Here is a 21,138-nt window from a genome sequence, read left to right on the forward strand (position 1 = left end):
CGGTTGATGGTTGACGGTTGCGGGTTGGCGGTTGGGTGAATGACATCGCCCGGCGCTTGATGCTTGGATTCAGGTACTAAGCATCAAGCGCCGGGCGATGAGGGCAGGGGATCGGGAAGTCTATTACTGACCCAATGGCTCGCTCAGTCTGGAATCATCGCCGTGGCTTCGATTTCCACTTTGGCCTGGTCTTCCACCAGGTCAGCCACCTGGACCATGGTCATGGCCGGGAAGTGCTTGCCGAGCACATCGCGATAGGCACCGCCGACCTCCTTCAGGCGTGCCAGGTACTCCCTCTTGTCGGTCACGTACCAGGTCAGGCGTACCAGGTGTTCAGGCCCGGCGTCTGCCTCCTTGAGTACCGCGACGATATTGCTCAGTGCCTGATGGACCTGGGCAACGAAGTCGTCACTCTCGAACTCCTGCGCGGCATTCCAGCCGATCTGGCCGCCGACGAACACGGTACGGCCGCTGGCAAGCATGCCGTTGGCATAGCCCACGGCGGATTTCCAGTGGGAGGGGTGCAGCAACTGGTGGGTGGTGGCGTCACTCATCTTGGGATCCTTGTTGTCTATCCATGGCAAAGCGTTGGCGCATGGTGTCGGGCCAGGGAACGGGGGTTCCGTTGCTCAGGTCAACGAAGACGAGGGTGGAATCGGATGTCAGCCGATGCTCGTCATCGCAGTGGGCGGTTATCCTTATCGAAAGGCTGGTGCGCCCCGTCTTCAAGGGCGTGAGGCGGAACTCCAGCCACTCGCCGAGGCGACTTGGCGCGTGGAAGCGGGTATCGATGGCGGCGGTGGGCACGCCGGTGCCCAGTGTCACATGCAACTGATTGAAGTCCTGGCCGACCACCTCGGCGAACCAGTCCTCGACCACCGAGTTGATCATCTCGAAATAGCGCGGGTAGTAGACGATACCGGCCGGGTCGCAGTGGCCGAAGCGCACCTTGCGGCGAGTGATGAACGGCGCGGCGCTGGCGTGTCCGGCGACATCTGTCGTGGTGTTGGTCATGGTTCAAACGCCCAGGTAGCGATCACGAAGGGTATCGTCGAGCAGGTCGGGCGTGCCGTCCCAGACGTTGCGGCCCTTCTCGAGGATCGTGCAGCGGTCGGCGATGGGTAGAAGCTCGCTGAGTGACTTGTCGACGATCAGGATCGACTGGCCCTCCTGCTTGAGCACCCGGATCGCCTGCCAGATTTCCTTGCGGATCACCGGGGCAAGCCCTTCGGTAGCTTCATCGAGCACCAGCAAGCGTGGGTTGGTCATCAGTGCCCGGCCGATGGCCAGCATCTGCTGCTCGCCACCGGAGAGGGTGCTGGCCATCTGCTGGTGGCGCTCCGCCAGGCGCGGAAACAGCCCCTCGACCCGTTCCAGGGTCCAGTCGCCGGGGCGCGCGGTCACCAACAGGTTCTCGCGCACCGTGAGGTTGGCAAAGCAGCGCCGTCCTTCCGGCACCAGACCGAGCCCCGCCTTGGCGATGCGATAGGCGGGCAGGCGGCGCAGGTCATGTGACTCGAACTCGATATCCCCGCGTGCGGCGGGCGTCAGGCCGAAGATCGAGCGGATGGTGGTGGTCTTGCCCATGCCGTTACGGCCCATCAGCGCGACCATCTCGCCGGCCTTGACCTCGAGGCTGACCCCGAACAGTGCCTGGGAAGGCCCGTAGAACGTTTCGATATCGGCGATCTTGAGCATCTCAATCTCCCAGGTAGGCTTCGCGGACGCGCGGGTCCTGGCGGATGGTGGCGCTGTCGCCATGGGCGATCACGGCACCCGCGACCAGTACTGAGATACGGTCGGCGAGCCGGAACACGGCCTCCATGTCATGCTCGATCAGCAGTATCGGTACCTCAAGCTTGAGGGTCTCGAGCAGTTCGGTGAGGTGTGCCGAGCCTTCCGGGCCAAGGCCCGCCATGGGTTCGTCGAGCAGCAGGGCACGTGGCTTCAAGGCCAGCGCGCAGGCGACTTCGACCTGGCGGCGTTCGCCATGGGAGAGTTCCGACACCGGTGTCCAGGCGCGGTGGGTCAGTTGCATGCGCTCGAGCGCCTCATAGGCGGGTTCGAGCAGGCTGCGGTCATGGTTGACCGGCTTCCAGAAGCGGAAGCTGTGGCCCTGCAGGGCCTGTACCGCAACCATCACGTTGCGCATCACCGACAGGGGCTCGGCAAGCGACGAGACCTGGAAGCTGCGGCCAAGCCCCAGGCGGGCACGCTGGGCGACACTCATCGACGTGAGCTCCTGGCCCACCAGCTGGATGCTGCCTGTGTCAGGGCGCAGGTTGCCGGCGATCTGGCCGATCAGTGTGGATTTTCCCGCGCCATTGGGCCCTATCAGCGCGTGGATCTCGCCGGCTCGCAGGTCCAGGGAGACATCCTGGGTGGCCCGCAGCGCACCGAAACTCTTGTTCAGATTATCGAGTGACAGCAATATCTCACTCATCATGTTCCCTCCCTGCAAGCCACCCCATCACGCCATGCTTGGCGAACAGCACCACCACCAGCAGCAGCAGCCCGAGGAACAGTTGCCAGTACTCGGTCAGGCCGCCCAGCAGGGTTTCCATCATCACGAACAGCACGGCGCCTGCAAGCGGCCCATAAAGTCGCCCGACCCCACCGAGAATCACGATCACCATCAGCTCGCCGGAGAAGTGCCAGCTGAGCATCGAGGGGCTGACGAAACCGTTGAGGTCGGCGTACAGGGCGCCGGCAAGGCCGGTGATCATCGCCGAGATGACGAAGGCGGCCAGGCGGATCGGGTAGGGGTTGATGCCGGCGGTGGCCAGGCGCGTGTCGTTGAGCCGCGCCATGGTCAGCGCGGCGCCGAAGCGTGATTTCATCAGCCGTGAGGTGATCGCCATGGCCAGCACCAGGCCCGCGAAGCTGATCAGGAAGAAGGTCAGTGCATCGTTGGTATCGAGCCCCGGCAGACCATTGCGCAGGTAGATCGGCAGGCCGTCCTCGCCGCCGTAGGAGGGCCAGGAGTTGGCGAAGTAGTAGACCATCTGCGCGAAGGCCAGGGTGATCATGATGAAGTAGACCCCGGTGGTGCGCAGCGAAATGGCGCCGATCGCCAACGCCAGCAAGCCGCACAGCACAATGGCCGCCAGCCAGATCACCAGCATGTTGTCGCTGCCTGGAATGCTGACCGGCCAGGTGATTAACGCGGTGGCGTCGAAGGCGTGATAGGCGCTGATGCCGGCCACGTAGCCGCCCAGCCCGAAGTAGGCGGCATGGCCGAAACTCACCATGCCACCGTAGCCGATAGCCAGGTTGAGACCCACGGCGGCCATGGCGATCAGCGTGACCTTGGAGGCAAGGTTGACGTAATAGACGTGACCGAGCAGGTGCAGGCCAATGGGCACCAGCAGCAGACCGGCCAGCAGCGCGATCTGCACCAGGCCCTTGCGGTCGTGCCAGCGGGCGCGGTGTTGCGCAACGCCTGGCTCCGCGGTGGAGGAGGAGTCGAGATTAGTCATGGGCGGCAAACAGTCCCTTGGGCTTGAACGCGAGGATCACGGCCATGAGGATGTAGATCAGCATGGCGGCGAGTGCGGCACCGATGGCGGTGGCCTCGGAGGCGGGCATGAAGTTGTTGAACAGCGCCGGCAGGTACACCCGGCCCAGGGTGTCCACCACCCCGACCAGGATAGCGCCGAACAGCGCGCCCTTGATGGAGCCGATGCCGCCGATCACGATTACCACGAAGGCCAGGATCAGCACCGGTTCCCCCATGCCCACCTGCACCGATTGCAGCGCACCGACCATGGCCCCGGCGAGCCCGGCCAGTGCCGCCCCCATGGCGAATACCAGGGTATACAGCTTGGCGATGTTGACCCCCAGGGCGCCGATCATCTCGCGGTCGCTTTCCCCGGCACGGATACGCATGCCAAGGCGAGTGCGCGAGATCACGACGTACAGGGCAATGGCGACGGCGATCCCCACACCGATGATCACCAGGCGGTAGATCGGGTAGCGTGCCCCGCCCGGCAGAGTGGCGAAGCCGTTGAGCCACTCCGGTGGGTTCAACCATAGCGGCGATGAGCCGAACAGCCAGCGCGTGCCCTCCGAGAAGATCAGGATCAAGGCAAAGGTGGCCAGCACCTGATCGAGGTGCGGACGATGATAGAGGCGCCGGATAACGATCAGTTCGACCAGCGCCCCGGTGGCGGCGGCGGCGATGACGCCGGCGGCCAGGCCCAGCAGGAAGGAGCCGCTGGCGGCACTCACCACGGCGGTGGCATAGGCACCGACCATGTAGAAGGAACCATGGGCCAGGTTGATCAGCCCCATCACCCCGAACACCAGGGTCAGGCCGCTGGCCATCAAGAACAGCATGGTGCCAAGCTGCAGACCGTTGATGAGTTGCTCGATTAGCAAGGTCACGGACACGTCGGGCATCCTCTGAGAAAGCGTGTGTTTGTTGTTGTGAGTGGTGATTGGTGAGTGGTGAGGGGCCTCACAAGCGCGAAGCGCGCTAACGACTCACCCCTCACAAACGCAGCGCTAACTATTCACGACTCACATCTCACACTGGGTGTGGTAGACGTCCTGAATGTCTTCCACGGCCACGCCCACCAGGCGGTTGGTCGGCTCACCGTCGTCACCCTCGACCACTTCACGCACGTAGATGTCCTGGATCGGGTGATGGTTGGGGCCGAACCGGAACTCGCCGCGAACCGAGTCGAAATCGGCCTCGCGCAGCGCCTCGCGGAAGGCGTCCTTGTCGCTGGGATGTGCCTTTTCCAGTGCGCTCAGGATCAGGTTGGCGGTGTCATAGCCCTGGGCGGCATACAGCGTCGGCATCCGCTCATAGGCCGACTGGAACCCTTCGACGAAGGCATGGTTGGCTTCGTTGTCGAGGTCGTAGGCCCAAAGCGACGTGTTCATCGCGCCGATGGACGCACTGCCCACCGCCTTGATCAGTATCTCGTCGAACGAGAAGGCGGCACCGAACACCGGCATGTCGACACCCGAGTTATCCCATTGCTTCATGAACGAGATACCCATGCCACCCGGCAGGAAGAAGAACAGGCTATCGGCATCGCTGTCGCGGATCTGGGCGATCTCGGCGGCGTAGTCGGTCTGGCCGATCTGGGTGTAGAGCTCATCGACCACCTCGCCTTCGAAGAGGTGCTTGAACCCGGCCAGCGCGTCGGTACCCGCCGGGTAATTGGGCGCCATGATGATCGGGTTCTCGTACCCCTGCTCACGCATGTAGGCGCCCATGGCCCCATGCAGGTTGTCGTTCTGGTAGGCGACGTTGAAGTAATTCTCGTGGCACATGCGCCCGGCGAGATCCGACGGGCCGGCGTTGGGCGAGAGATAGAAGGTACCCTGGCGCACCGCGGCAGGCACCACCGCCATCGCCAGGTTGGACCAGATGATGCCGGTCATGATGTCGACCTCGTCGCGCTGCATGAATTCGTTGGACAGCGTACGCGCCAGGTCCGGGCGACGGGCATCGTCCTGGATCAGCACTTCGATATCGTCGCGGCCGGCTTGCTCCATTGCCAGCATGAAACCGTCGCGAACGTCGACGCCGAGGTGCGAGCCACCCCCGGACAGCGTGGTGATCATGCCGATCTTCACGTCTTCGGCGTGAGCGGTGGCAAGGCTTGAGGAAAGCAGCAGGCCAAGGCCAAGTCGAGCGATGTTGTTCATGGGTGTCCCTCGTTGTGTCAGCAGTGTTGTTGTGGGAACGGGGTGGCGACAGTGTGTCGCGTCCCTGGGGTCAGGTTGAGCGCTATGGTTAATGCTCATGACGCAACCGGAAGCGTTGTACCTTGCCGGTTGCCGTCTTGGGCAGCATATCGATGAATCGTATTGAACGGGGATACTTGTAAGGGGCAATTGTCTGCTTGACGTGCTCCTGCAGCTCACGTTTCAAGTCATCCTCTTCCACGATGCCGTCCGCCAGCACCACGAAGGCCTCGACGATCTGGCCACGCTCCTCGCTTGGCACGCCGATTACCGCACATTCGCTGACCGCCGGATGGGCAAGCAAAGCGGCCTCCACCTCGGGCCCGGCGATGTTGTAGCCCGCCGAGACGATCATGTCGTCATTGCGGGCGGCGAAATGGAAATACCCTTCCTCGTCCTGGTAGAAGGCGTCACCGGTGAGGTTCCAGCCCTGCTGCACATAGCCCAGCTGGCGTTCGTCATCCAGGTAGCGGCAACCGGTCGGGCCGCGTACCGCCAGGCGGCCTACCTCGCCACGAGGAAGCTCGCGCATGTCGGCATCGACGATGCGCGCCTCGTAGCCACGAATCGGCTTGCCGGTGCAGCCGGGGCGGTGGTCGTCCAGGTGGTTGGAGATGAAGATATGCAGCATCTCGGTGGCGCCGATCCCGTCGATGATCGGGGTGCCGGTGCGCTCGATCCAGTCGTGGTAGATCGGCGGTGGCAGTGTCTCGCCGGCGGAAACCGCGACGCGCAGGCTTGCCAGGTCATCGCGCCGCTCGAAATGATTGAGCATGGCGCGGTACGCGGTAGGGGCGGTGAACACCACCGTGGCGCGATGATCGCGAATGATGTCCATCATGTTGGGCGGCGAGGCATTCTCCAGCAGCACCGCCGTGGCACCGAAGCGCAGCGGGAAGATCGCAAGGCCCCCGAGACCGAAGGTAAAGGCCAGCGGCGGCGAACCGACGAAGACATCGTCGGGCGTCACCTTTAGCACCTCGCGGGCATAGCCGTCGGCAATGATCAACAGATCCCGGTGGTAGTGCATGGTGGCCTTGGGCAGGCCGGTGGTGCCGGAGGTGAAGCCGAGCAGGGCGACATCGTCAGCGGCGGTCGCCACTGCCGTAAAGGTATCGGGCTTGTCGAGTGCCAGGCGGTCGAGTTCGGCGTCGTGATCGGCGCCGCCATCGAAACCGACCACCCGGGTCAGCACGTCGCACTGGGCATGGCAGGCCTGCATGTCCTCGAGCAGGCGAGTGTCGCAAAGCGCCAGGGTCACCTGGGCCTTGTCGACCACCTTGGCCAACTCGCTTGCGCGCAGCATTGGCATGGTATTGACCACCACGGCGCCGGCTTTGGTGGCGGCAAGCCAGCAGGCCACCATGGCCGGATTGTTGGCGGAGCGAATCAGCACGCGATTCCCGGGGCGCACGCCAAGCTCCTCGACCAGCGCGTGGGCCAACTGGTTGGTCCAGCGCTGCAGTTCCGTGTAGGTGCGGCTACGCCCGTTGCCGACCAGCGCCACCCGGTCGCCGTGGCCGTTGTCGACCTGGCGGTCGCAGAGTTCCACTGCGGCGTTGAGCGTGTCGGGGTAATCGAACCCCGACAGCGGAAGGTCGGGTTGCCATTCGGCGGGCGGCAGATGGTCCCGCGCGAAGGTATCGACATGGGCCGATGGACTGTACATGACCAATCTCCGTATGTTGTGTCGTTGTGACCCGCCACTCCCGGAGGCGTCGGCGGGGATACGGTACCTGGTGCGTCGCTTGGCCAACTCTGGTCAGCCGTTGTCAGCCAGTACGCTGCGCGCGATCACTACCTTCTGCACGTCGGATGCGCCTTCGTAGATGCGCAGCGCGCGAATCTCGCGGTACAGGCTCTCGACGATGTGACCCTTGCGCACGCCATCACCACCGTGCAGTTGCACGGCCTTGTCGATCACGTCCTGGGCGCGGTCGGTGGCGTACAGCTTGGCCATGGCCGCTTCACGGGTCACCCGCTCGGCGCCCTGGTCCTTGGTCCAGGCGGCGCGATACACCAGCAAGGCGGCGGCATCCACGTCCAGGGCCATCTCGGCCAGGTGCCCCTGCACCATCTGCAGGTCGGCGAGGGTGTCGCCGAACAGCTCGCGGGTGCGGCAGCGCATCAACGACTCGTCGAGCGCGCGGCGCGCGAAGCCAAGTGCTGCCGCGCCGACCGTGGAACGGAACACGTCCAGCACCGACATGGCGATGCGGAAACCCTGGCCGGGTTGGCCGATCAACGCTTCCCTGGGCAGGGTCATGTCATTGAAGCCGAGCCGGGCCAGCGGATGCGGCGAGATCGTCTCGAGACGTTCGCGGATCTCGAGTCCGGGGGTGTCGGCGGGCACCAGGAAGGCCGACAGCCCCTTGGCGCCGGGGCCTTCACCGGTACGCGCGAACACCGTGTACAGGTCGGCGATGCCGCCGTTGGAGATCCAGGTCTTCTCGCCATTCAACCGGTAACCGTCGCCGTCGGGTTCGGCGCGGGTATCGATCTGGGCCACGTCGGAGCCGGAACGCGGCTCGCTCAGGGCGAAGGCGGAGATCGCCTCGCCTCGGCGTGTCTTGTCGAGCCACTCGCGCTGGGCGGGGCTGCCATACAGGCTGATCGCACCGGTACCGAGCCCCTGCATGGCGAAGGAGAAATCGGCCAGGCCATCGTGTCGGGCGAGGGTTTCACGGATCAGGCACAGGCTGCGCACATCGATGGCGTCACCCGCCGTGCCCTCGAGAAACCCGGCCTCGCCAAGGTCACGCACCAGGCGGGTACAGGCGGCATCGACATCGCTGTGATCGCGCGGCAGCTCGCGTGCGCACCAGGCCTCGAGTGCCTCGGCGAGTTCGCGGTGGCGTGGTTCGAAAAACGGCCAGTTCAGAAAGCTCTTGTCGCTCATCAGTCCCCCTCGAACTCTGGACGTTGCTTGGCAACGAAGGCGTGATAGGCCCGCTCGAAGTCGCGGGTCTGCATGCAGATCGCCTGGGCCTGAGCCTCGGCTTCGATGGCCTGGTCGAGGCTCATCGACCACTCCTGGTTGAGCTGGGTCTTGGTGATGCCATGGGCGAAGGTTGGCCCCTTGGCGAGGCGCGTGGCGTAGGCGATCGCCTCATTCTCCAGCGCGTCCGGTTCGACCAGGCGGTTGTAGAAGCCCCAGTGATGGCCCTCTTCGGCGCTCATGCTGCGCCCGCTGTAGAGCAGGTCGGCGGCACGCCCTTGGCCGATGATGCGTGGCAGTATCGCGCAGGCCCCCATGTCGCAGCCGGCCAGGCCCACGCGGGTGAACAGGAAGGCGGTGCTGGCGCGCGGTGTGGCGAAGCGGATGTCCGAGCTCATGGCGATGATCGCACCGGCACCCACGCAGACGCCATCCACTGCGCTGATCACCGGCTTGCCGCAGTGAAGCATCGCCTTGACCAGGTCGCCGGTCATTCGAGTGAAGGCCAGAAGCTCCTTCATGTCGCGCCCCACCAGCGGGGCGATGATCTCGTGCACGTCGCCGCCGGAGCAGAAATTGCCGCCATTGGAGGCGAACACCACGGCCTTGACGTCGTCGGCATAGGCAAGCGCGCGAAAGGTGTCGCGAAGCTCGGCGTAGCTATCGAAGGTCAGCGGGTTCTTGCGTTCGGGGCGATTGAGCTTTATGACGGCGACATCGCCCTCCATGCGCCACAAGAAGTGCTCGGGTGACAGTTCGGCCATGCTCATGAGGGGGCTCCGGTATGGGTCGGCAAGCGATGCAGCAGCTCGCCGATATGGTGGGCATCCTCGGCGGTGACACCCTCGAACAGGTCGTTGACCCAGTGCTCGTGTGCCTCCGCCATGAGGGTGAACGCGTCGCGTCCCGCCGGCGTCAGTCTTACCCGGGTGGCGCGTCGGTCGCCTTCGATGGCGATGCGCTCGACGCTACCGTCCTCGACCAGCCGGTCGATGATGCCGGTGACATTGCCGTTGGAGACGCGCAGGCGCTTGGAGAGCTCGTTCATCTTCAGCCCGTTCGGGGCCTGCAGCAGTGCTGCCATGACATCGAAGCGCGGCAGTGTGGAGTCGTACTCGGTGCGTAACTTCTCGCGCAGCGCCGCTTCCACTTGCCGGGTGACCCGCAGCATGCGCAGCCAAAGCCTGAGGCGCTCCTTGCTCGACGCATCCTGGCTCAACGCAGCCTGGCGCGAATTAACCTGGGGTGTCTGCGGCGCGGTCATGTCTCACCTCCGGAAATCGAGATCGCCTGGCCGTTGATGGCGCCGCTGTGGGGGCCACACAGCCACAGCGCGGTGGCCGTGACTTCGGCGGGCTGTACCAGCCGGCCACTCGGGTTGACCGAGCGGAAGTGATCGCGGGCCTGCTCGCTGTCCTGCCCGGTCTTGCTGACGATGGTCTCGACACTTTGCTCGAGCAGCGGGGTGTCGGTGAAACCGGGACACAGCGCATTGACGGTGATGCCGCGGGAGGCGGTCTCCTGGGCAAGGGCGCGTACCAGCCCCACCACGCCATGCTTGGCGGCGCAGTAGGGTGCCACGTAGGCATAGCCCTTGAGCCCGGCGGTGGAGGCAACAGCGATCAACCGGCCATCGTTGGCGAGGTGGGCCAGCCCCTCGCGAAGGGTCAGGAACACCCCGGTGAGATTGACATCGAGCATGCGCTGCCACTGCGCAAGCGAGGTGCGAGAGAGCGGCGCGCTATCGGCGGCGCCGGCATTGGCGATCACGATGTCGAGCTCGCCCAGTCCCGCGAACAGCGCGGCCATAGCGGCCTCATCGGTGACGTCGACCACCTCGCCGCGAATGCCGGGATGGCGGTCGGCCATGGCCGCAAGCGGGCCATCGCGCCGCCCGGTGATGGTCACCGCGGCGCCCGCCTGGGCAAACGCCAGTGCCATGTCGGCACCGATGCCACTGCCACCGCCGGTGATCAGCACGCGCTTGCCGCTGAGCTGGCTTTCACAGGGCTGTGCATTACTGGTTGGGGTCATGTCGTCGCTTCCCATCGCCCTACACCCATCCTTCGCCGCGTTCGGCCAGGCGCTTCAACTGGTCGGCGCCAGCGCGGTAGGGCGCCGGCCACGCCGCTTCGCGATCGCCAAGCGCGGCCGCCACGTGCAGCGTCCAGTAGGGGTCGGCCAGGTGCGGACGCGCCAGGCAGACCAGGTCGGCGCGGCCCGCCATCAGGATCGAGTTGACGTGGTCAGCCTGGTAGATGTTGCCCACCGCCATTGTGGCCATGCCGGTTTCATTACGGATGCGGTCGGAGAATGGCGTCTGGAACATGCGGCCATACACCGGACGTGCCTGGGTCGAGGTCTGGCCCGCCGAGACATCGACGATGTCCACGTCGGCCGCCTTGAGGCGATGGGCGATCTCGACGGCGTCGTCCGGGGTGATGCCTTCCTCGCCCACCCAGTCGTTGGCCGAGATGCGCACCGACAGCGGCTTGTGCGCGGGCCATGCGTCACGCACCGCGCCAATCACTTCCAGCGGATAGCGCAGGCGGTTGTCCAGGCTTCCGCCGTACTCATCGTCACGGCGGTTGGTGAGCGGGGTGATGAACGACGACAGCAGGTAACCGTGGGCGGCGTGCACCTCGAGCATGTCGAACCCGGCGCGGTCGGCCATGCGCGCAGCGTCGACGAAGGCGTCGCGCACCGCGTCCATGTCGGCACGGTCCATGGCCTTCGGCACCTGGTTGCGCTCCGCCCAGGGCACCGCCGAGGCGGCCATGATCGGCCAGTTGCCTTCCGGCAGCGGGGCATCCATCTCCTCCCAGCCGAGCTGGGTCGAGCCCTTGGGGCCGGAGTGGCCAATCTGGGCGCACAGTTTGGCGGGGGTCTCGGCGTGCACGAAATCGCACAGGCGCTTCCAGGCCACCTCGTGGGCCGAGGAGTAGAAGCCGGGGCACCCAGGCGTGATGCGACCTTCGGGTGTCACGCAGGTCATCTCGGTGTAGACAAGCCCGGCACCGCCCTTGGCGCGTTCCGCGTAGTGAGCGAAGTGCCAGTCCGTGGGGCAGCCGTCGATGGCCTTGTACTGCGCCATGGGCGAGACCACCACACGATTGGCCAGGGCCATGTCGCGCAGTTGGAAGGGCGCGAACATCGGCGGGCGGGTGCTGTCCGGGTTGCCGGCCTGGGCCTGGAACCAGCCTTCCGCGCTTGCAAGCCACTGGGGGTCGCGCAGGCGCAGGTTCTCGTGGCTGATACGCTGGGAACGGGTCAGCAGCGAATAGTTGAACTGCACCGGGTCGAGGTCCAGGTAGCGTTCCACCTGTTCGAACCACTCGGTGGAGTTGCGTGCCGCCGACTGCAGGCGCAGCACCTCGGTGCGGCGCTCCTCCTCGTAGCGGTCGAAGGCGGCGGGCAGGTCGGGTTCACTGTGCAGGTAGTCGGCAAGCGCGATGGCGCTTTCCAGGGCCAGCTTGGTGCCGGAGCCGATGGAGAAGTGCGCGGTGGCCGCGGCATCGCCCATCAGCACCACGTTGTCGAAACTCCAGCGTTCGCACAACACGCGGGGGAAGTTGATCCATGCCGAACCGCGAATATGGTTGGCGTTGCTCATCAGCGAATGGCCGCCCAGGTGGCGCGCGAAGATGCGCTCGCACACCGCGATGGATTCCTGCTGGCTCATCTCGCCGAAGCCGAAGGCCTGCCAGGTCGCTTCGTTGCACTCGACGATGAAGGTCGCGGTGTCGTCATCGAACTGGTAGGCGTGGGCCCACACCCAGCCGTGCTCGGTCTTTTCGAAGATGAAGGTGAAGGCGTCATTGAAGGTCTGGTGGGTGCCAAGCCACACGAACTTGCAGGCACGCACATCGATGTCGGGCTTGAAGTGCTCGGCATGCCGAGTGCGGGTGCGCGAGTTGAGGCCATCGGCGGCCAGCACCATGTCGTACTCATGACGCAAGGAGTCGATCTGTGACTCGTCGAGCTCGCAGCCGAAGCGCAGCTCCACCCCCAGCTCCCGGGCCCGCTCCTGAAGCAGCACCAGCAGCTTGTGCCGGCCGATGCCGCAGAAGCCATGCCCGGTGGATACCGTCTTCACGCCCTGGTGAATCACCGCGATGTCGTCCCAGTAGGCGAAGTGCTCGCGGATGCGCTCGGCGCTGGGTGCGTCGTTGGCGGCCAGGTTGTCCAGCGTCTCGTCGGAAAGCACCACTCCCCAGCCAAAGGTGTCGTCGGGCTGGTTGCGCTCGATCACCACGATCTCGTGGGAGGGGTCATGGCGTTTCATGCTGATGGCGAAGTAGAGCCCCGCGGGCCCTCCACCCAGACAAGCGATTCTCATTGTTTTCTCCACACTGGCGTGTTTCCAGACCGACCTGGCTCAAGTACGACGAGGCTGATGGCTGAGCCTTGCGTATAAAAGCCTTGAATATAAAAGCCCTGAATATGAAAGAGAGTAGGAAAGCGCCCGGGAAAATTCAAGTATAAAAAGTTTAAGCTTGAAATATATTCCCGGCGCTTGACTGGGTATATCATTATCTAATTGATTTGAAAGTTATAATCCAGGCCATGGGGTGTCAGTTGAGCTGCTGGATATCGATCCGGTTCCTGTGCTTTTCGGCACCAGAATCGGCCTGAGGCATCCATTCGCCCACGCTGCGCTTGAGGGCCGTGCCCTCCTCATCGGCCTGGGAGGCATCGCGCAAGTCCTTCAACTTCGCCGCGGCGTCGGGTTGATCGCCGAATCGTTCGAAGCCCTGCATCACGGTATCGAAGCTGGCCAGGCCCCGCCGGTGGGTGTCGCCATAGCCTTTCACCAGGCCCTGTGCCTTGATGACCTCGAGTGCCACGTTGGCATCGATATCCAGCGCCCGCTCCACCGTGGCGAGCCATGCCTCGATGCGACGCCGCTCCTCCACATAGCGCAGTGTCCCGCGGCGCCAGCGACGCAGGCTCGCCACCGAAAACAGCAACAGGAACCCACGCAAGCGCTGGGGGCTGATGCGCCGCCCTCGCTGGGTCAGCTTGGCCAGTGGCTTGCGCACCCACCCCGTGTTCATGATCCAGCGACCAAGCGGTGCCGGCAGGGTGTCACACACCTCCTCGACCCTGGGGTGCATGAACTCCGCCGTATAGACGATCTGGTCCGGCTTCGCCTTGACCTCTTCCCGGACCCGCTCCTGGCGGTCTCGGCGTATCTTCAGGTCGGCGACGCGAATGGTGTCCTCGTAGCTCATCCACAGCGCGAGATGGCGCGCCAGCTCCTGGCTTATCGGAATGCCATGCCGCTCGGCGGCCACTGTCTGCTCCTTGCGCGCCAGGGGCGACAGCAGGTCCAGGTACTCGCTGGCATAGGCGGTGTCCTGGTAGTCGATCAGGCGCCGCACCCCATCGCGGGCAAAGTCGGCGGCATCGGCCGGCAGCAATTCGTCGATCCGTTGTTCCAGGGCGTGCAGTTCCGTGGGGTGGGATAGATCGAGGCCGCTTTCGGTCTTGCCCTGGGCATCGTCGCGTGGGTCGGGTGAGGGGGTGGTGCTGGCGTGTTCAGTGCCGGCGGCGAAGGCGCGAAGGCTTGCCTCGACACCGATCCCCCCTTTGCGAATCGCCTCTTCGAAGGCCTCACGTGCGAAGGGCAGCGTTTCGCTACCCGCGAGGGCGCCGAAGAGCACCGCGCTGATCACGCTGCCTTGCTGGTGCGCCATGGCGTCCATGTCGAACTCGATGACCTGCCTGGCCTTGTCGTGCAGGGCCTGGCGGACGGGCTCGGGGTCGAGTATGCCATTGCCCATGGCGCTCTTTTCGGTGATGCCGTAGACCCGGTGGCTGGAGGCGATCACGGTGGTGCGGTCGGGTGTCACCAGACCCCGCTCCAGGGCGCGGCCAGCTTCCATGAACTCGGCGGCAAGCACGATATCCACGTCACCCGGGGAGGGCATCAGGGCCAGTACCGGTGCCTGGCCGCTTCGCTGCGCCTCGGCTTCGGGGAACAGTTCGAGGTAGTAGATGGTCGCCCCGGTGCGCTGTGCGACCCCTGGCACGGAGGTGGCCTGTACGAGGTGGCCATTGGCCTCGGCAAGGCTCACCACCCAATCGGCAAGCACCCCCCCGCCCTGGCCGCCCATGGCCATGATGGCGATGGTGATGGGGCGTGGCGCAGGATTGAGTTCAGGCATGCTGGTCTCCCGTGAGCGGGGTGAAGGTGGAGGGCGGCAACTGCGCCAGGCGTTTCTCGCGCCATGCTTGTAGCCGGCTGATGACACCCTGGCGGATGCGTTCGAACAGGCGGTCGCGCCGATTGGGGTGGCTGATCACCCTGGCGCGGTAGAACGATGGGCAAAGCACCGCGGCGTGTGCGGCCTCGCCGCACAGCCCGCACCCCACGCAGGTGTTGTCGACCTGGGCGATGGGGTCCTCCCTGAGCGGGTCGGGGTTGTCGCGAATCGACAGCGACGGGCAGCCCGAGATGCGTATGCACGAGTGGTCGCCGGTACAGGTGTCGCTGTCGACCCCGAAGCGCACGCGCACGGTTCGCTTGCCCTCGGCGAGGGCCTGACGGACCTTCGGCTTTTCGCGGCGTTGCAGGTTAAGCATGCATTCCGACTGGGCGATGATCACCTTGGGGCCGGTCTCCTCGGTGGTCAGCGCCTCGCTCAGGATGTCCTTCATGCGCTGCACGTCATAGGTGTCGTCGACCACCCGCAGCCACTTGACGCCGACACCCTTGACGGCCTGTTCGATGGGGATGTTGGTGTGACGTATGGGGTTCTCGGCGCGCGACGAGGGGATATCCTGCCCGCCGGTGGCCGCCGAGTAGAAGTTGTCGACGATCAGTAGCACGCTGTCTTCGTTGTTGAAGACCGCATTGGCCACACCGCTGGTCAGGCCGTTGTGCCAGAAGCCGCCATCGCCCATCACGCTGATCGCGCGGCGCCCCTGGGAGCCGTGAAACGCCGAGGCCGCCGAAGCGCCCAGGCCATAGCCCATGGTGGTGTTGCCGATGTTAAAGGGCGGCAGGATCGAGAACAGGTGGCAGCCGATGTCGCAACTGACATGGTGTTGTCCCAGTTCCCGCTCGACCAGCTTCAGGGCGGTGAAGATCGGGCGCTCCGGGCAGCCGGTGCAGAACCCCGGCGGCCTGGGAGGAAGCTCGGGGGTGGCGGTTGGGCTTGCCATGGCCGCCGGTGCGTCGGCGCCTGCCAGCAGGTCGGGTGCCGCCTTGCCCATAAACGCGAGCAACCCGGCAAGCATGACCTGCCCGCTGTATTCGCCCGCCTTGGGCAGCACGTCCTTGCCATGCAGCCGCGCCTGGATATCGGCGCTGCGCAGGATGCTGGCCACGGCCTGCTCCAGGTAGTTGGGCTGGCCCTCCTCGATCATCAGCACCGCGCGCTTGTCGGCGCAGAAGGCCTCCAGCTCATCGTCGACCAGCGGGTAGGTAACGTTCATCACGTACAGCGGGATCAGGCTGTTGCCGTAGGTATCGGCAAGCCCGAGCCGCTCCAGCGAGCGCAGCACGGTATTGTAGAGCCCGCCCTGCATGATCAGGCCGATGTCCGAGCGCTCCCCCGGGAAAAACTCGTTCAAGCCATGCTCGCGGATGTACTCGACGGCCGCGGGCCAGCGCGCGTTCACCTTCTCATGTTCGTGAGCGAAGCTCGCCGGGGGCAGCACGATGCGGCTGGTATCGCGCACCGGATTGGCGATCGCCTCGTCGATGGAGAAGCGTGGTGGCCGGTTGTCGCGGGTCTGGAAACGGCCATGCACGTGGCAGGCGCGAATACGCAGTTCCAGCATCACCGGCGTGTTGCTGGCCTCGGAGAGCTCGAAGCCGTGTTCGACGGCTTCGACGATCGAGGGCAGGTTGGGGCGTGGGTCCAGAAGCCACACCTGGCTCTTCATGGCGAAGGCGTGCGTGCGCTCCTGCATGATGCTCGAACCATCGCCGTAGTCCTCGCCGACGATGATCAGGGTGCCGCCGGTCACGCCGCCCGAGGCGAGGTTGGCCAGGGCGTCCGAGGCCACATTGGTGCCCACCGTGGACTTCCAGGCCACCGCGCCGCGCAGGGGGTAGTTGACCGACGCCGACAGCATGGCGGCGGCGGCGGCTTCACTGGCGTTGTTCTCGAAGTGAACTCCCAGCTCCTCGAGGATCGGATGCGCATCATGCAGCACATCCATGAGGTGCGAGATCGGCGCACCCTGGTAGCCGCCGACATAGGCGACTCCGGATTGCAGCAGCGCCTTGGTCACCGCCAGGATGCCTTCGCCCTGGAAGGTGTCGCCCTCGCCAAGGTGGAGTTTCCCGACTTCCGAGACGAAAGTACGTTCAGCCATGTTGTGTTGTCCTTGGGTTGTTCAGCGCATCAGGTTGGGCAGGCCGACCGCAAGCCACGGGATAGCCACCACCAGCGCCAGTATCAACAGCTGCAACAGCAGGAAGGGCAGCGCCGCCTGGTAGACCTGGGTGAGACGGATGCCTGGCGGTGCCACCCCCTGCATGACGATCAGCAGCAGGCCGAAGGGCGGCGTCAAGAAGCTGATCTCCATGGCGACCAGGAACAGCACGCCGATCCACACCGGGTCGATACCCAGCGTCGAGACGATCGGCATGAAGAATGGCAGGGTGATCATGATCATGCTGATCTGGTCGGCGAAGCAGCCCAGTACCAGCAGCACCAGCAGCATGCCAAGCACCACCAGCAACGGCGTCAGGTCCCAGCCGGTAACCACCTGCAACAGCCCGCTGGTGGCGCCGGAAAAGGAGAGCAACTGCGAGAAGGTCGTCGAGGCCACCAGCACGAACAGGATCATCACCGAGACCTTGGCGGTCTCCATGAGCGCCTTGGCAAGCGATGCCAGTGAAAGGCACCGATAGCAGGCGGCGGCGATGGTGGCGGACACCGCCCCGAAGGCGGCCGATTCGGTGGGTTCCGCCCAGCCCGCCAGCAGGCTGCCGACCACCGCGAAGAAGATCCCGCTCAGCGGCAGCACGTAGACGCAGAAGGGGCGCCAGCGTTGCCACAGGGTCATGCCTTCCTCGCCACTGTCGGCGGGTGCCAGTGCCGGGTTATGCCAGCAGCGCAGCATCACGTAGAGCAGCACGGCAACGCCCATCAACAGGCCAGGGATGATGCCGCCGATCAGCAGCTCGCCAATCGAGATCCCCGCAAGGCTCCCCAGAGTGACGGCGAGTGCCGAGGGGGGAATCAGCATGGCAATACCACCCACGGCCATGATCGGCCCCATGGCGATGCTCGGGTGATAGCCGCGCTTGAGCATGTCCGGAAGCAGCGAGCTGCCCATCATGGCGGTATTGGCGATGCTCGAGCCCGAGAGCGTGGCGAACACGGTGCCGCCGAGCACCGAGACGATGCTCAGTCGACCCGGTACACGGCTGATCAGGCGCTCGATGGCGGTGATCGCCTTGTAGGCAAGGCCAGTATGGAACAGCACCTCGCCCATCAGCACGAACAGTGGGATCGGAATCAGCGAAAAGCTGGTGATGGCCTCGGCGCTGTTGCGCGCCATCTGCATCATGCCCATCTCGCCGCCCATGAACAGGAAGGCGCCCACCAGGTTGATGGCGATGAAGGCAAAGACCACCGGGATGCCAAGCGCCATCAGGGTGATCAAGCCTCCTACCAGAAGCAGTAATGCGGAATGCCATTCCATCAGGCGTCACCCTTGTCCAGGAAACATCGTGCAGGAAACATCAGGCGCCAGAAGCGGCGCAGGAACTCGATGGTCAGCAAGGCGAAGCAGAACACCGGCAGAATGAAGGTCCACCACTCCGGGAACACGAAGGACTTGAAGACCAGGGTGCCCTTGGCCAGGTAGTCCCCCGCCACGGCCAGCAGAAAGTGACCGAACAGCACGCAGATCACTGCACCGAAGAGATTGATCAGCATCTCCAGGCGCCGCCGATGGCGCTCCGGCAGGGCGTTCTGCAGCAGGTCGACCCTGACGTGGGCGCCCTGGTAGAGCACCCAGGGCGCGGCCAGGAAGGTCGCCGCGGCAATGGCGTATTCACTGCCTTCGATGGTGCCGTAGATGGAGCCAACCCCCAGGTTCCTGCTCAGCACATTGGCGGTGATGACCACGGATACCAACGCAATGAGGATGCCTGCGGACAGGCCGCAGGCTTGCATCACGATGTGGTATCCCCTCTGGAGTGTCGTGGGGGCTGGTTTGGGTGTGGAAGCCGACATGATCAATCGCTGTCCAGAATGGCCTTCAGGCGCTCGGTATTCTCGGCATGCTCCTGGCTCAGCCGCTCCCACTGGACCTCATAGGCCATCTCGAGATAGCGCTCGCGTGCCTCACCCTCGAACTCGATGGCCTCGATGCCGGCGTCGGCCTGGCGCCTTGCCTCCTCGGCGTTGATCTGCTCGTTCTGATCGTTCAGCCCTTCGAGCCACACGGCCTTCTCGGTGAGGTATTCGCGCTGTTCGTCGGTCAGGCCTTCCCAGGTGTCCTGGTTGACCAGTACGCCCACTTCCACGTGGTAGAAGCCAGGGTCCAGGCGGTATTGGGTGTGTTCCTGCCAGCCCAGGTCGAAGATGCCCTGGATCGGCCAGCCATAGCCGTCGACCGTGCCGCGCTCCAGCGCCGTGTAGACCTCGCCGGGCGGTGTCTGGGCCGCTTCGCCGCCCATGGCCTCGACGAAGGCGCGATAGACGGGCGTGATGCGCATCCGCAGGCCATCGAGATCCGGTGTCTCGACGGGTTCGTTGAGATACAGATGGTAGCGGTTGCCATAGTTGGTATAGGCCAGGTAGTGCACGTTCATCTGCTCACGCCACATTTCCTGCAACTGCTCGAAGCGGCCGGTCTCGCGCAACTCCTCGGGGGAGTAGCGAGTCAGGTTCAGGGCATGGGCGGCGGGCAACTGGCTGGTATAGAAGGCCGAGGTGACGAAGGCCATGTCGACCACGCCAGTACTCACGGCATTGCCGATCTGGAAGGGCGGCATGGTTTCCGGCCCGCCGAGGAAATTGAACTTCACCGGTGCGTCGGCGTCGCTCTCCACTTCATCGAGGAATTGCTCGAAGGTGTGCGGGATGGCGGTACCGGGGGTGAAAGCGCTGACGGTTCTCAGCGTCGCGGTGTCGGCAACGGCTTGCGTTACCAGGCCAGCGGATACAAGCGCGGTACCTATTGCGGTTATCAGACGGGTATCGAGTTTCAAGATGAATACTCCTTTGTTGTTGTCCATCAATGTTGTCCATCAATCGGTGTTTACGGTCTTGTGGGGCTGCCAATGGCAATCGGACGAACAGGCGCTTGAGCGGCTCCCTGCGTTCGGTTGGGCAGGATCATGGTGCATGAGGTCCAGACGTTATCCCTGGCCATCTCGCCGAGGTTGGCGTTCTGAATCTGGTAGATGCCTGATTGGGTCAGGTTGTGGTGGTGGATGGCGAAAGGTAGCCCGTCGGGAACGCCTTGCGGCGCCGACTCGCCCGAGAGCATGCCCTCGGGGACTGGGTCGGTGAAGGGATTGTCCAGCGCCACCAGCACGATGGCCTGCTCGGCAAGCCACGCCATGGTGTCGTAGTCGAGCCCCGGCCCCATGCCGTAGTAGATGCCGTCTTCATCATCCCAGCGGCTGCCCCAGCCGGTATGCACATACAGCACATCACCCGGCTGAAGGCCTCGCCAACCAAGGCCCTGGGCCTCGATCATTCCCTGGATGTCGGCCTTGTCGATCTGTGTGCCGGCGGCGAGCGGCTCGCCTTCGTTGAGGTATTCAGAAGCGTCCAGCAGCACCGCCGAAGTCACGATCGGTGGAACGTGCTCGACTCCCAGCTTGCTCAAGGGGGCATCCGCGGAGGGTTTTACCTCATCCTGGGTCAGGCCGCCGTAGTAGCGCAGCTCATCGGCGGGAAACTCACCTTGCCCATCCCATGGGGTGGCGAGATGGCCGAAATGGCCCAGTGCATCGAGCTGCGTGCCCTGTCCGCCGACATTCCCGCTGACCGATTCGGTATTGAACCCGTGACGTGTGCCCGGAATACCGCTTGTGGGATCGAATTCGGAAGACGCCGGAGCCGCGAAGGGGGACTGGGGCATGTTCGCCGAGCGCACATGGGACAGCTCGTAGGTCCTGGCGTCGGGGCGAGCCATGTGGAAGGCGCAGCGCTGCCAGGTGCCGGCCCCCTGTGTATTGCCCATTCCCGCCTGGTCACCATTGGGCCAGGGTGGAAGGGGGATGTGTTGTCGGGAGTTTTCCAGCATGGCCTGGTGATCGGGGTCTGGCGGCGCCGCGGCCAAAGCGCTCGAAGTCGTCAGTGCAGCCACCAGCGTGGATGCGGCAAACAGGTTCCAGCGGGGATCCATTGTTGTTATCTCCCGGAAGGTAAGTGTTTTCGAGTTGGCCTGTTGGCCAGCCCACTGCCTCAAACCTATGCCGTTACGACAAATGCTTCAAGTGTAAAGTTTTAAGTTTGAATGTTTTGCCTGTTCTCAATTATGGTGATAGCCACCCCCATGACCCAGCAGCA

The 21,138-nt window shown here is 64.5% G+C and carries 19 protein-coding genes; all 19 read right to left on the bottom strand.

Annotated features, from left to right (window positions below; all coding sequences use genetic code 11):
* Nucleotides 1–143: 143 nt before the first annotated feature.
* Complete coding sequence (locus tag C6V82_RS01620; RefSeq protein WP_102589148.1) at nucleotides 144–554, bottom strand: RidA family protein; 411 nt, start codon at nucleotides 552–554, stop codon at nucleotides 144–146.
* Entirely contained in the window at nucleotides 547–1,014 is a 468-nt protein-coding gene (locus tag C6V82_RS01625) for an acyl-CoA thioesterase (protein ID WP_102589149.1), read from the bottom strand. The genes C6V82_RS01620 and C6V82_RS01625 overlap by 8 nt, the downstream gene beginning before the upstream one ends.
* 3 nt (nucleotides 1,015–1,017) lie before the next feature.
* On the bottom strand, nucleotides 1,018–1,698 hold the full coding sequence (locus tag C6V82_RS01630) for an ABC transporter ATP-binding protein (protein ID WP_102589150.1): 681 nt from the start codon (nucleotides 1,696–1,698) through the stop codon (nucleotides 1,018–1,020).
* Nucleotide 1,699: 1 nt separating this feature from the next.
* Nucleotides 1,700–2,446: an ABC transporter ATP-binding protein gene (locus C6V82_RS01635; RefSeq protein WP_229843072.1), complete on the bottom strand. Its 747-nt coding sequence runs from the start codon at nucleotides 2,444–2,446 to the stop codon at nucleotides 1,700–1,702.
* Entirely contained in the window at nucleotides 2,436–3,479 is a 1,044-nt protein-coding gene (locus tag C6V82_RS01640) for a branched-chain amino acid ABC transporter permease (protein ID WP_102589152.1), read from the bottom strand. The genes C6V82_RS01635 and C6V82_RS01640 overlap by 11 nt, the downstream gene beginning before the upstream one ends.
* The gene (locus C6V82_RS01645) at nucleotides 3,472–4,392 is read right to left on the bottom strand and encodes a branched-chain amino acid ABC transporter permease (protein ID WP_102589153.1); all 921 of its coding nucleotides are present in this window, start codon (nucleotides 4,390–4,392) and stop codon (nucleotides 3,472–3,474) included. The genes C6V82_RS01640 and C6V82_RS01645 overlap by 8 nt, the downstream gene beginning before the upstream one ends.
* A gap of 129 nt (nucleotides 4,393–4,521) precedes the next feature.
* Nucleotides 4,522–5,664: an ABC transporter substrate-binding protein gene (locus C6V82_RS01650; RefSeq protein ID WP_102589154.1), complete on the bottom strand. Its 1,143-nt coding sequence runs from the start codon at nucleotides 5,662–5,664 to the stop codon at nucleotides 4,522–4,524.
* A gap of 88 nt (nucleotides 5,665–5,752) precedes the next feature.
* A complete protein-coding gene (locus tag C6V82_RS01655) occupies nucleotides 5,753–7,372 on the bottom strand; it encodes a benzoate-CoA ligase family protein (RefSeq protein ID WP_102589155.1) in 1,620 nt (539 codons plus the stop codon).
* A 93-nt stretch (nucleotides 7,373–7,465) separates the two neighbouring features.
* The gene (locus C6V82_RS01660) at nucleotides 7,466–8,602 is read right to left on the bottom strand and encodes an acyl-CoA dehydrogenase family protein (protein ID WP_102589156.1); all 1,137 of its coding nucleotides are present in this window, start codon (nucleotides 8,600–8,602) and stop codon (nucleotides 7,466–7,468) included.
* On the bottom strand, nucleotides 8,602–9,411 hold the full coding sequence (locus C6V82_RS01665) for an enoyl-CoA hydratase family protein (RefSeq protein WP_102589157.1): 810 nt from the start codon (nucleotides 9,409–9,411) through the stop codon (nucleotides 8,602–8,604). Before C6V82_RS01665 ends, C6V82_RS01660 begins: the two co-directional genes overlap by 1 nt.
* Complete coding sequence (locus tag C6V82_RS01670) at nucleotides 9,408–9,905, bottom strand: MarR family winged helix-turn-helix transcriptional regulator (RefSeq protein ID WP_102589158.1); 498 nt, start codon at nucleotides 9,903–9,905, stop codon at nucleotides 9,408–9,410. The genes C6V82_RS01665 and C6V82_RS01670 overlap by 4 nt, the downstream gene beginning before the upstream one ends.
* A complete protein-coding gene (locus tag C6V82_RS01675; RefSeq protein ID WP_102589692.1) occupies nucleotides 9,902–10,675 on the bottom strand; it encodes an SDR family NAD(P)-dependent oxidoreductase in 774 nt (257 codons plus the stop codon). The genes C6V82_RS01670 and C6V82_RS01675 overlap by 4 nt, the downstream gene beginning before the upstream one ends.
* A 19-nt stretch (nucleotides 10,676–10,694) precedes the next feature.
* A complete protein-coding gene (locus tag C6V82_RS01680) occupies nucleotides 10,695–12,980 on the bottom strand; it encodes a bifunctional salicylyl-CoA 5-hydroxylase/oxidoreductase (RefSeq protein WP_102589159.1) in 2,286 nt (761 codons plus the stop codon).
* A gap of 235 nt (nucleotides 12,981–13,215) precedes the next feature.
* On the bottom strand, nucleotides 13,216–14,811 hold the full coding sequence (locus tag C6V82_RS01685) for an indolepyruvate oxidoreductase subunit beta family protein (RefSeq protein WP_102589160.1): 1,596 nt from the start codon (nucleotides 14,809–14,811) through the stop codon (nucleotides 13,216–13,218).
* Complete coding sequence (locus C6V82_RS01690) at nucleotides 14,804–16,972, bottom strand: thiamine pyrophosphate-dependent enzyme (protein WP_102589161.1); 2,169 nt, start codon at nucleotides 16,970–16,972, stop codon at nucleotides 14,804–14,806. The genes C6V82_RS01685 and C6V82_RS01690 overlap by 8 nt, the downstream gene beginning before the upstream one ends.
* 21 nt (nucleotides 16,973–16,993) lie before the next feature.
* Entirely contained in the window at nucleotides 16,994–18,310 is a 1,317-nt protein-coding gene (locus C6V82_RS01695; RefSeq protein ID WP_102589162.1) for a TRAP transporter large permease, read from the bottom strand.
* Nucleotides 18,310–18,786 carry a TRAP transporter small permease gene (locus tag C6V82_RS01700; RefSeq protein WP_229843111.1) on the bottom strand — a complete coding sequence of 159 codons (477 nt, stop codon included), beginning with the start codon at nucleotides 18,784–18,786 and terminating at the stop codon, nucleotides 18,310–18,312. Before C6V82_RS01700 ends, C6V82_RS01695 begins: the two co-directional genes overlap by 1 nt.
* Before the next feature lie 62 nt (nucleotides 18,787–18,848).
* Nucleotides 18,849–19,826: a TRAP transporter substrate-binding protein DctP gene (gene dctP, locus C6V82_RS01705; RefSeq protein ID WP_180978326.1), complete on the bottom strand. Its 978-nt coding sequence runs from the start codon at nucleotides 19,824–19,826 to the stop codon at nucleotides 18,849–18,851.
* A 50-nt stretch (nucleotides 19,827–19,876) separates the two neighbouring features.
* Entirely contained in the window at nucleotides 19,877–20,974 is a 1,098-nt protein-coding gene (locus tag C6V82_RS01710; RefSeq protein WP_107164706.1) for a cyclase family protein, read from the bottom strand.
* Nucleotides 20,975–21,138 lie beyond the last annotated feature (164 nt).

Source organism: Halomonas urumqiensis, from assembly GCF_003028575.1.
Lineage (GTDB): Bacteria > Pseudomonadota > Gammaproteobacteria > Pseudomonadales > Halomonadaceae > Halomonas > Halomonas urumqiensis.

What these genes read in the sequence shown, in the direction of transcription:
- C6V82_RS01620 (WP_102589148.1), bottom strand. Translation starts at nt 554, where the DNA reads ATGAGTGACGCCACCACCCACCAGTTGCTGCACCCCTCCCACTGGAAA.
- C6V82_RS01625 (WP_102589149.1), bottom strand. Translation starts at nt 1,014, where the DNA reads ATGACCAACACCACGACAGATGTCGCCGGACACGCCAGCGCCGCGCCG.
- C6V82_RS01630 (WP_102589150.1), bottom strand. Translation starts at nt 1,698, where the DNA reads ATGCTCAAGATCGCCGATATCGAAACGTTCTACGGGCCTTCCCAGGCA.
- C6V82_RS01635 (WP_229843072.1), bottom strand. Translation starts at nt 2,446, where the DNA reads ATGATGAGTGAGATATTGCTGTCACTCGATAATCTGAACAAGAGTTTC.
- C6V82_RS01640 (WP_102589152.1), bottom strand. Translation starts at nt 3,479, where the DNA reads ATGACTAATCTCGACTCCTCCTCCACCGCGGAGCCAGGCGTTGCGCAA.
- C6V82_RS01650 (WP_102589154.1), bottom strand. Translation starts at nt 5,664, where the DNA reads ATGAACAACATCGCTCGACTTGGCCTTGGCCTGCTGCTTTCCTCAAGC.
- C6V82_RS01655 (WP_102589155.1), bottom strand. Translation starts at nt 7,372, where the DNA reads ATGTACAGTCCATCGGCCCATGTCGATACCTTCGCGCGGGACCATCTG.
- C6V82_RS01660 (WP_102589156.1), bottom strand. Translation starts at nt 8,602, where the DNA reads ATGAGCGACAAGAGCTTTCTGAACTGGCCGTTTTTCGAACCACGCCAC.
- C6V82_RS01665 (WP_102589157.1), bottom strand. Translation starts at nt 9,411, where the DNA reads ATGAGCATGGCCGAACTGTCACCCGAGCACTTCTTGTGGCGCATGGAG.
- C6V82_RS01670 (WP_102589158.1), bottom strand. Translation starts at nt 9,905, where the DNA reads ATGACCGCGCCGCAGACACCCCAGGTTAATTCGCGCCAGGCTGCGTTG.
- C6V82_RS01675 (WP_102589692.1), bottom strand. Translation starts at nt 10,675, where the DNA reads ATGACCCCAACCAGTAATGCACAGCCCTGTGAAAGCCAGCTCAGCGGC.
- C6V82_RS01680 (WP_102589159.1), bottom strand. Translation starts at nt 12,980, where the DNA reads ATGAGAATCGCTTGTCTGGGTGGAGGGCCCGCGGGGCTCTACTTCGCC.
- C6V82_RS01685 (WP_102589160.1), bottom strand. Translation starts at nt 14,811, where the DNA reads ATGCCTGAACTCAATCCTGCGCCACGCCCCATCACCATCGCCATCATG.
- C6V82_RS01690 (WP_102589161.1), bottom strand. Translation starts at nt 16,972, where the DNA reads ATGGCTGAACGTACTTTCGTCTCGGAAGTCGGGAAACTCCACCTTGGC.
- C6V82_RS01695 (WP_102589162.1), bottom strand. Translation starts at nt 18,310, where the DNA reads ATGGAATGGCATTCCGCATTACTGCTTCTGGTAGGAGGCTTGATCACC.
- C6V82_RS01700 (WP_229843111.1), bottom strand. Translation starts at nt 18,786, where the DNA reads ATGCAAGCCTGCGGCCTGTCCGCAGGCATCCTCATTGCGTTGGTATCC.
- C6V82_RS01710 (WP_107164706.1), bottom strand. Translation starts at nt 20,974, where the DNA reads ATGGATCCCCGCTGGAACCTGTTTGCCGCATCCACGCTGGTGGCTGCA.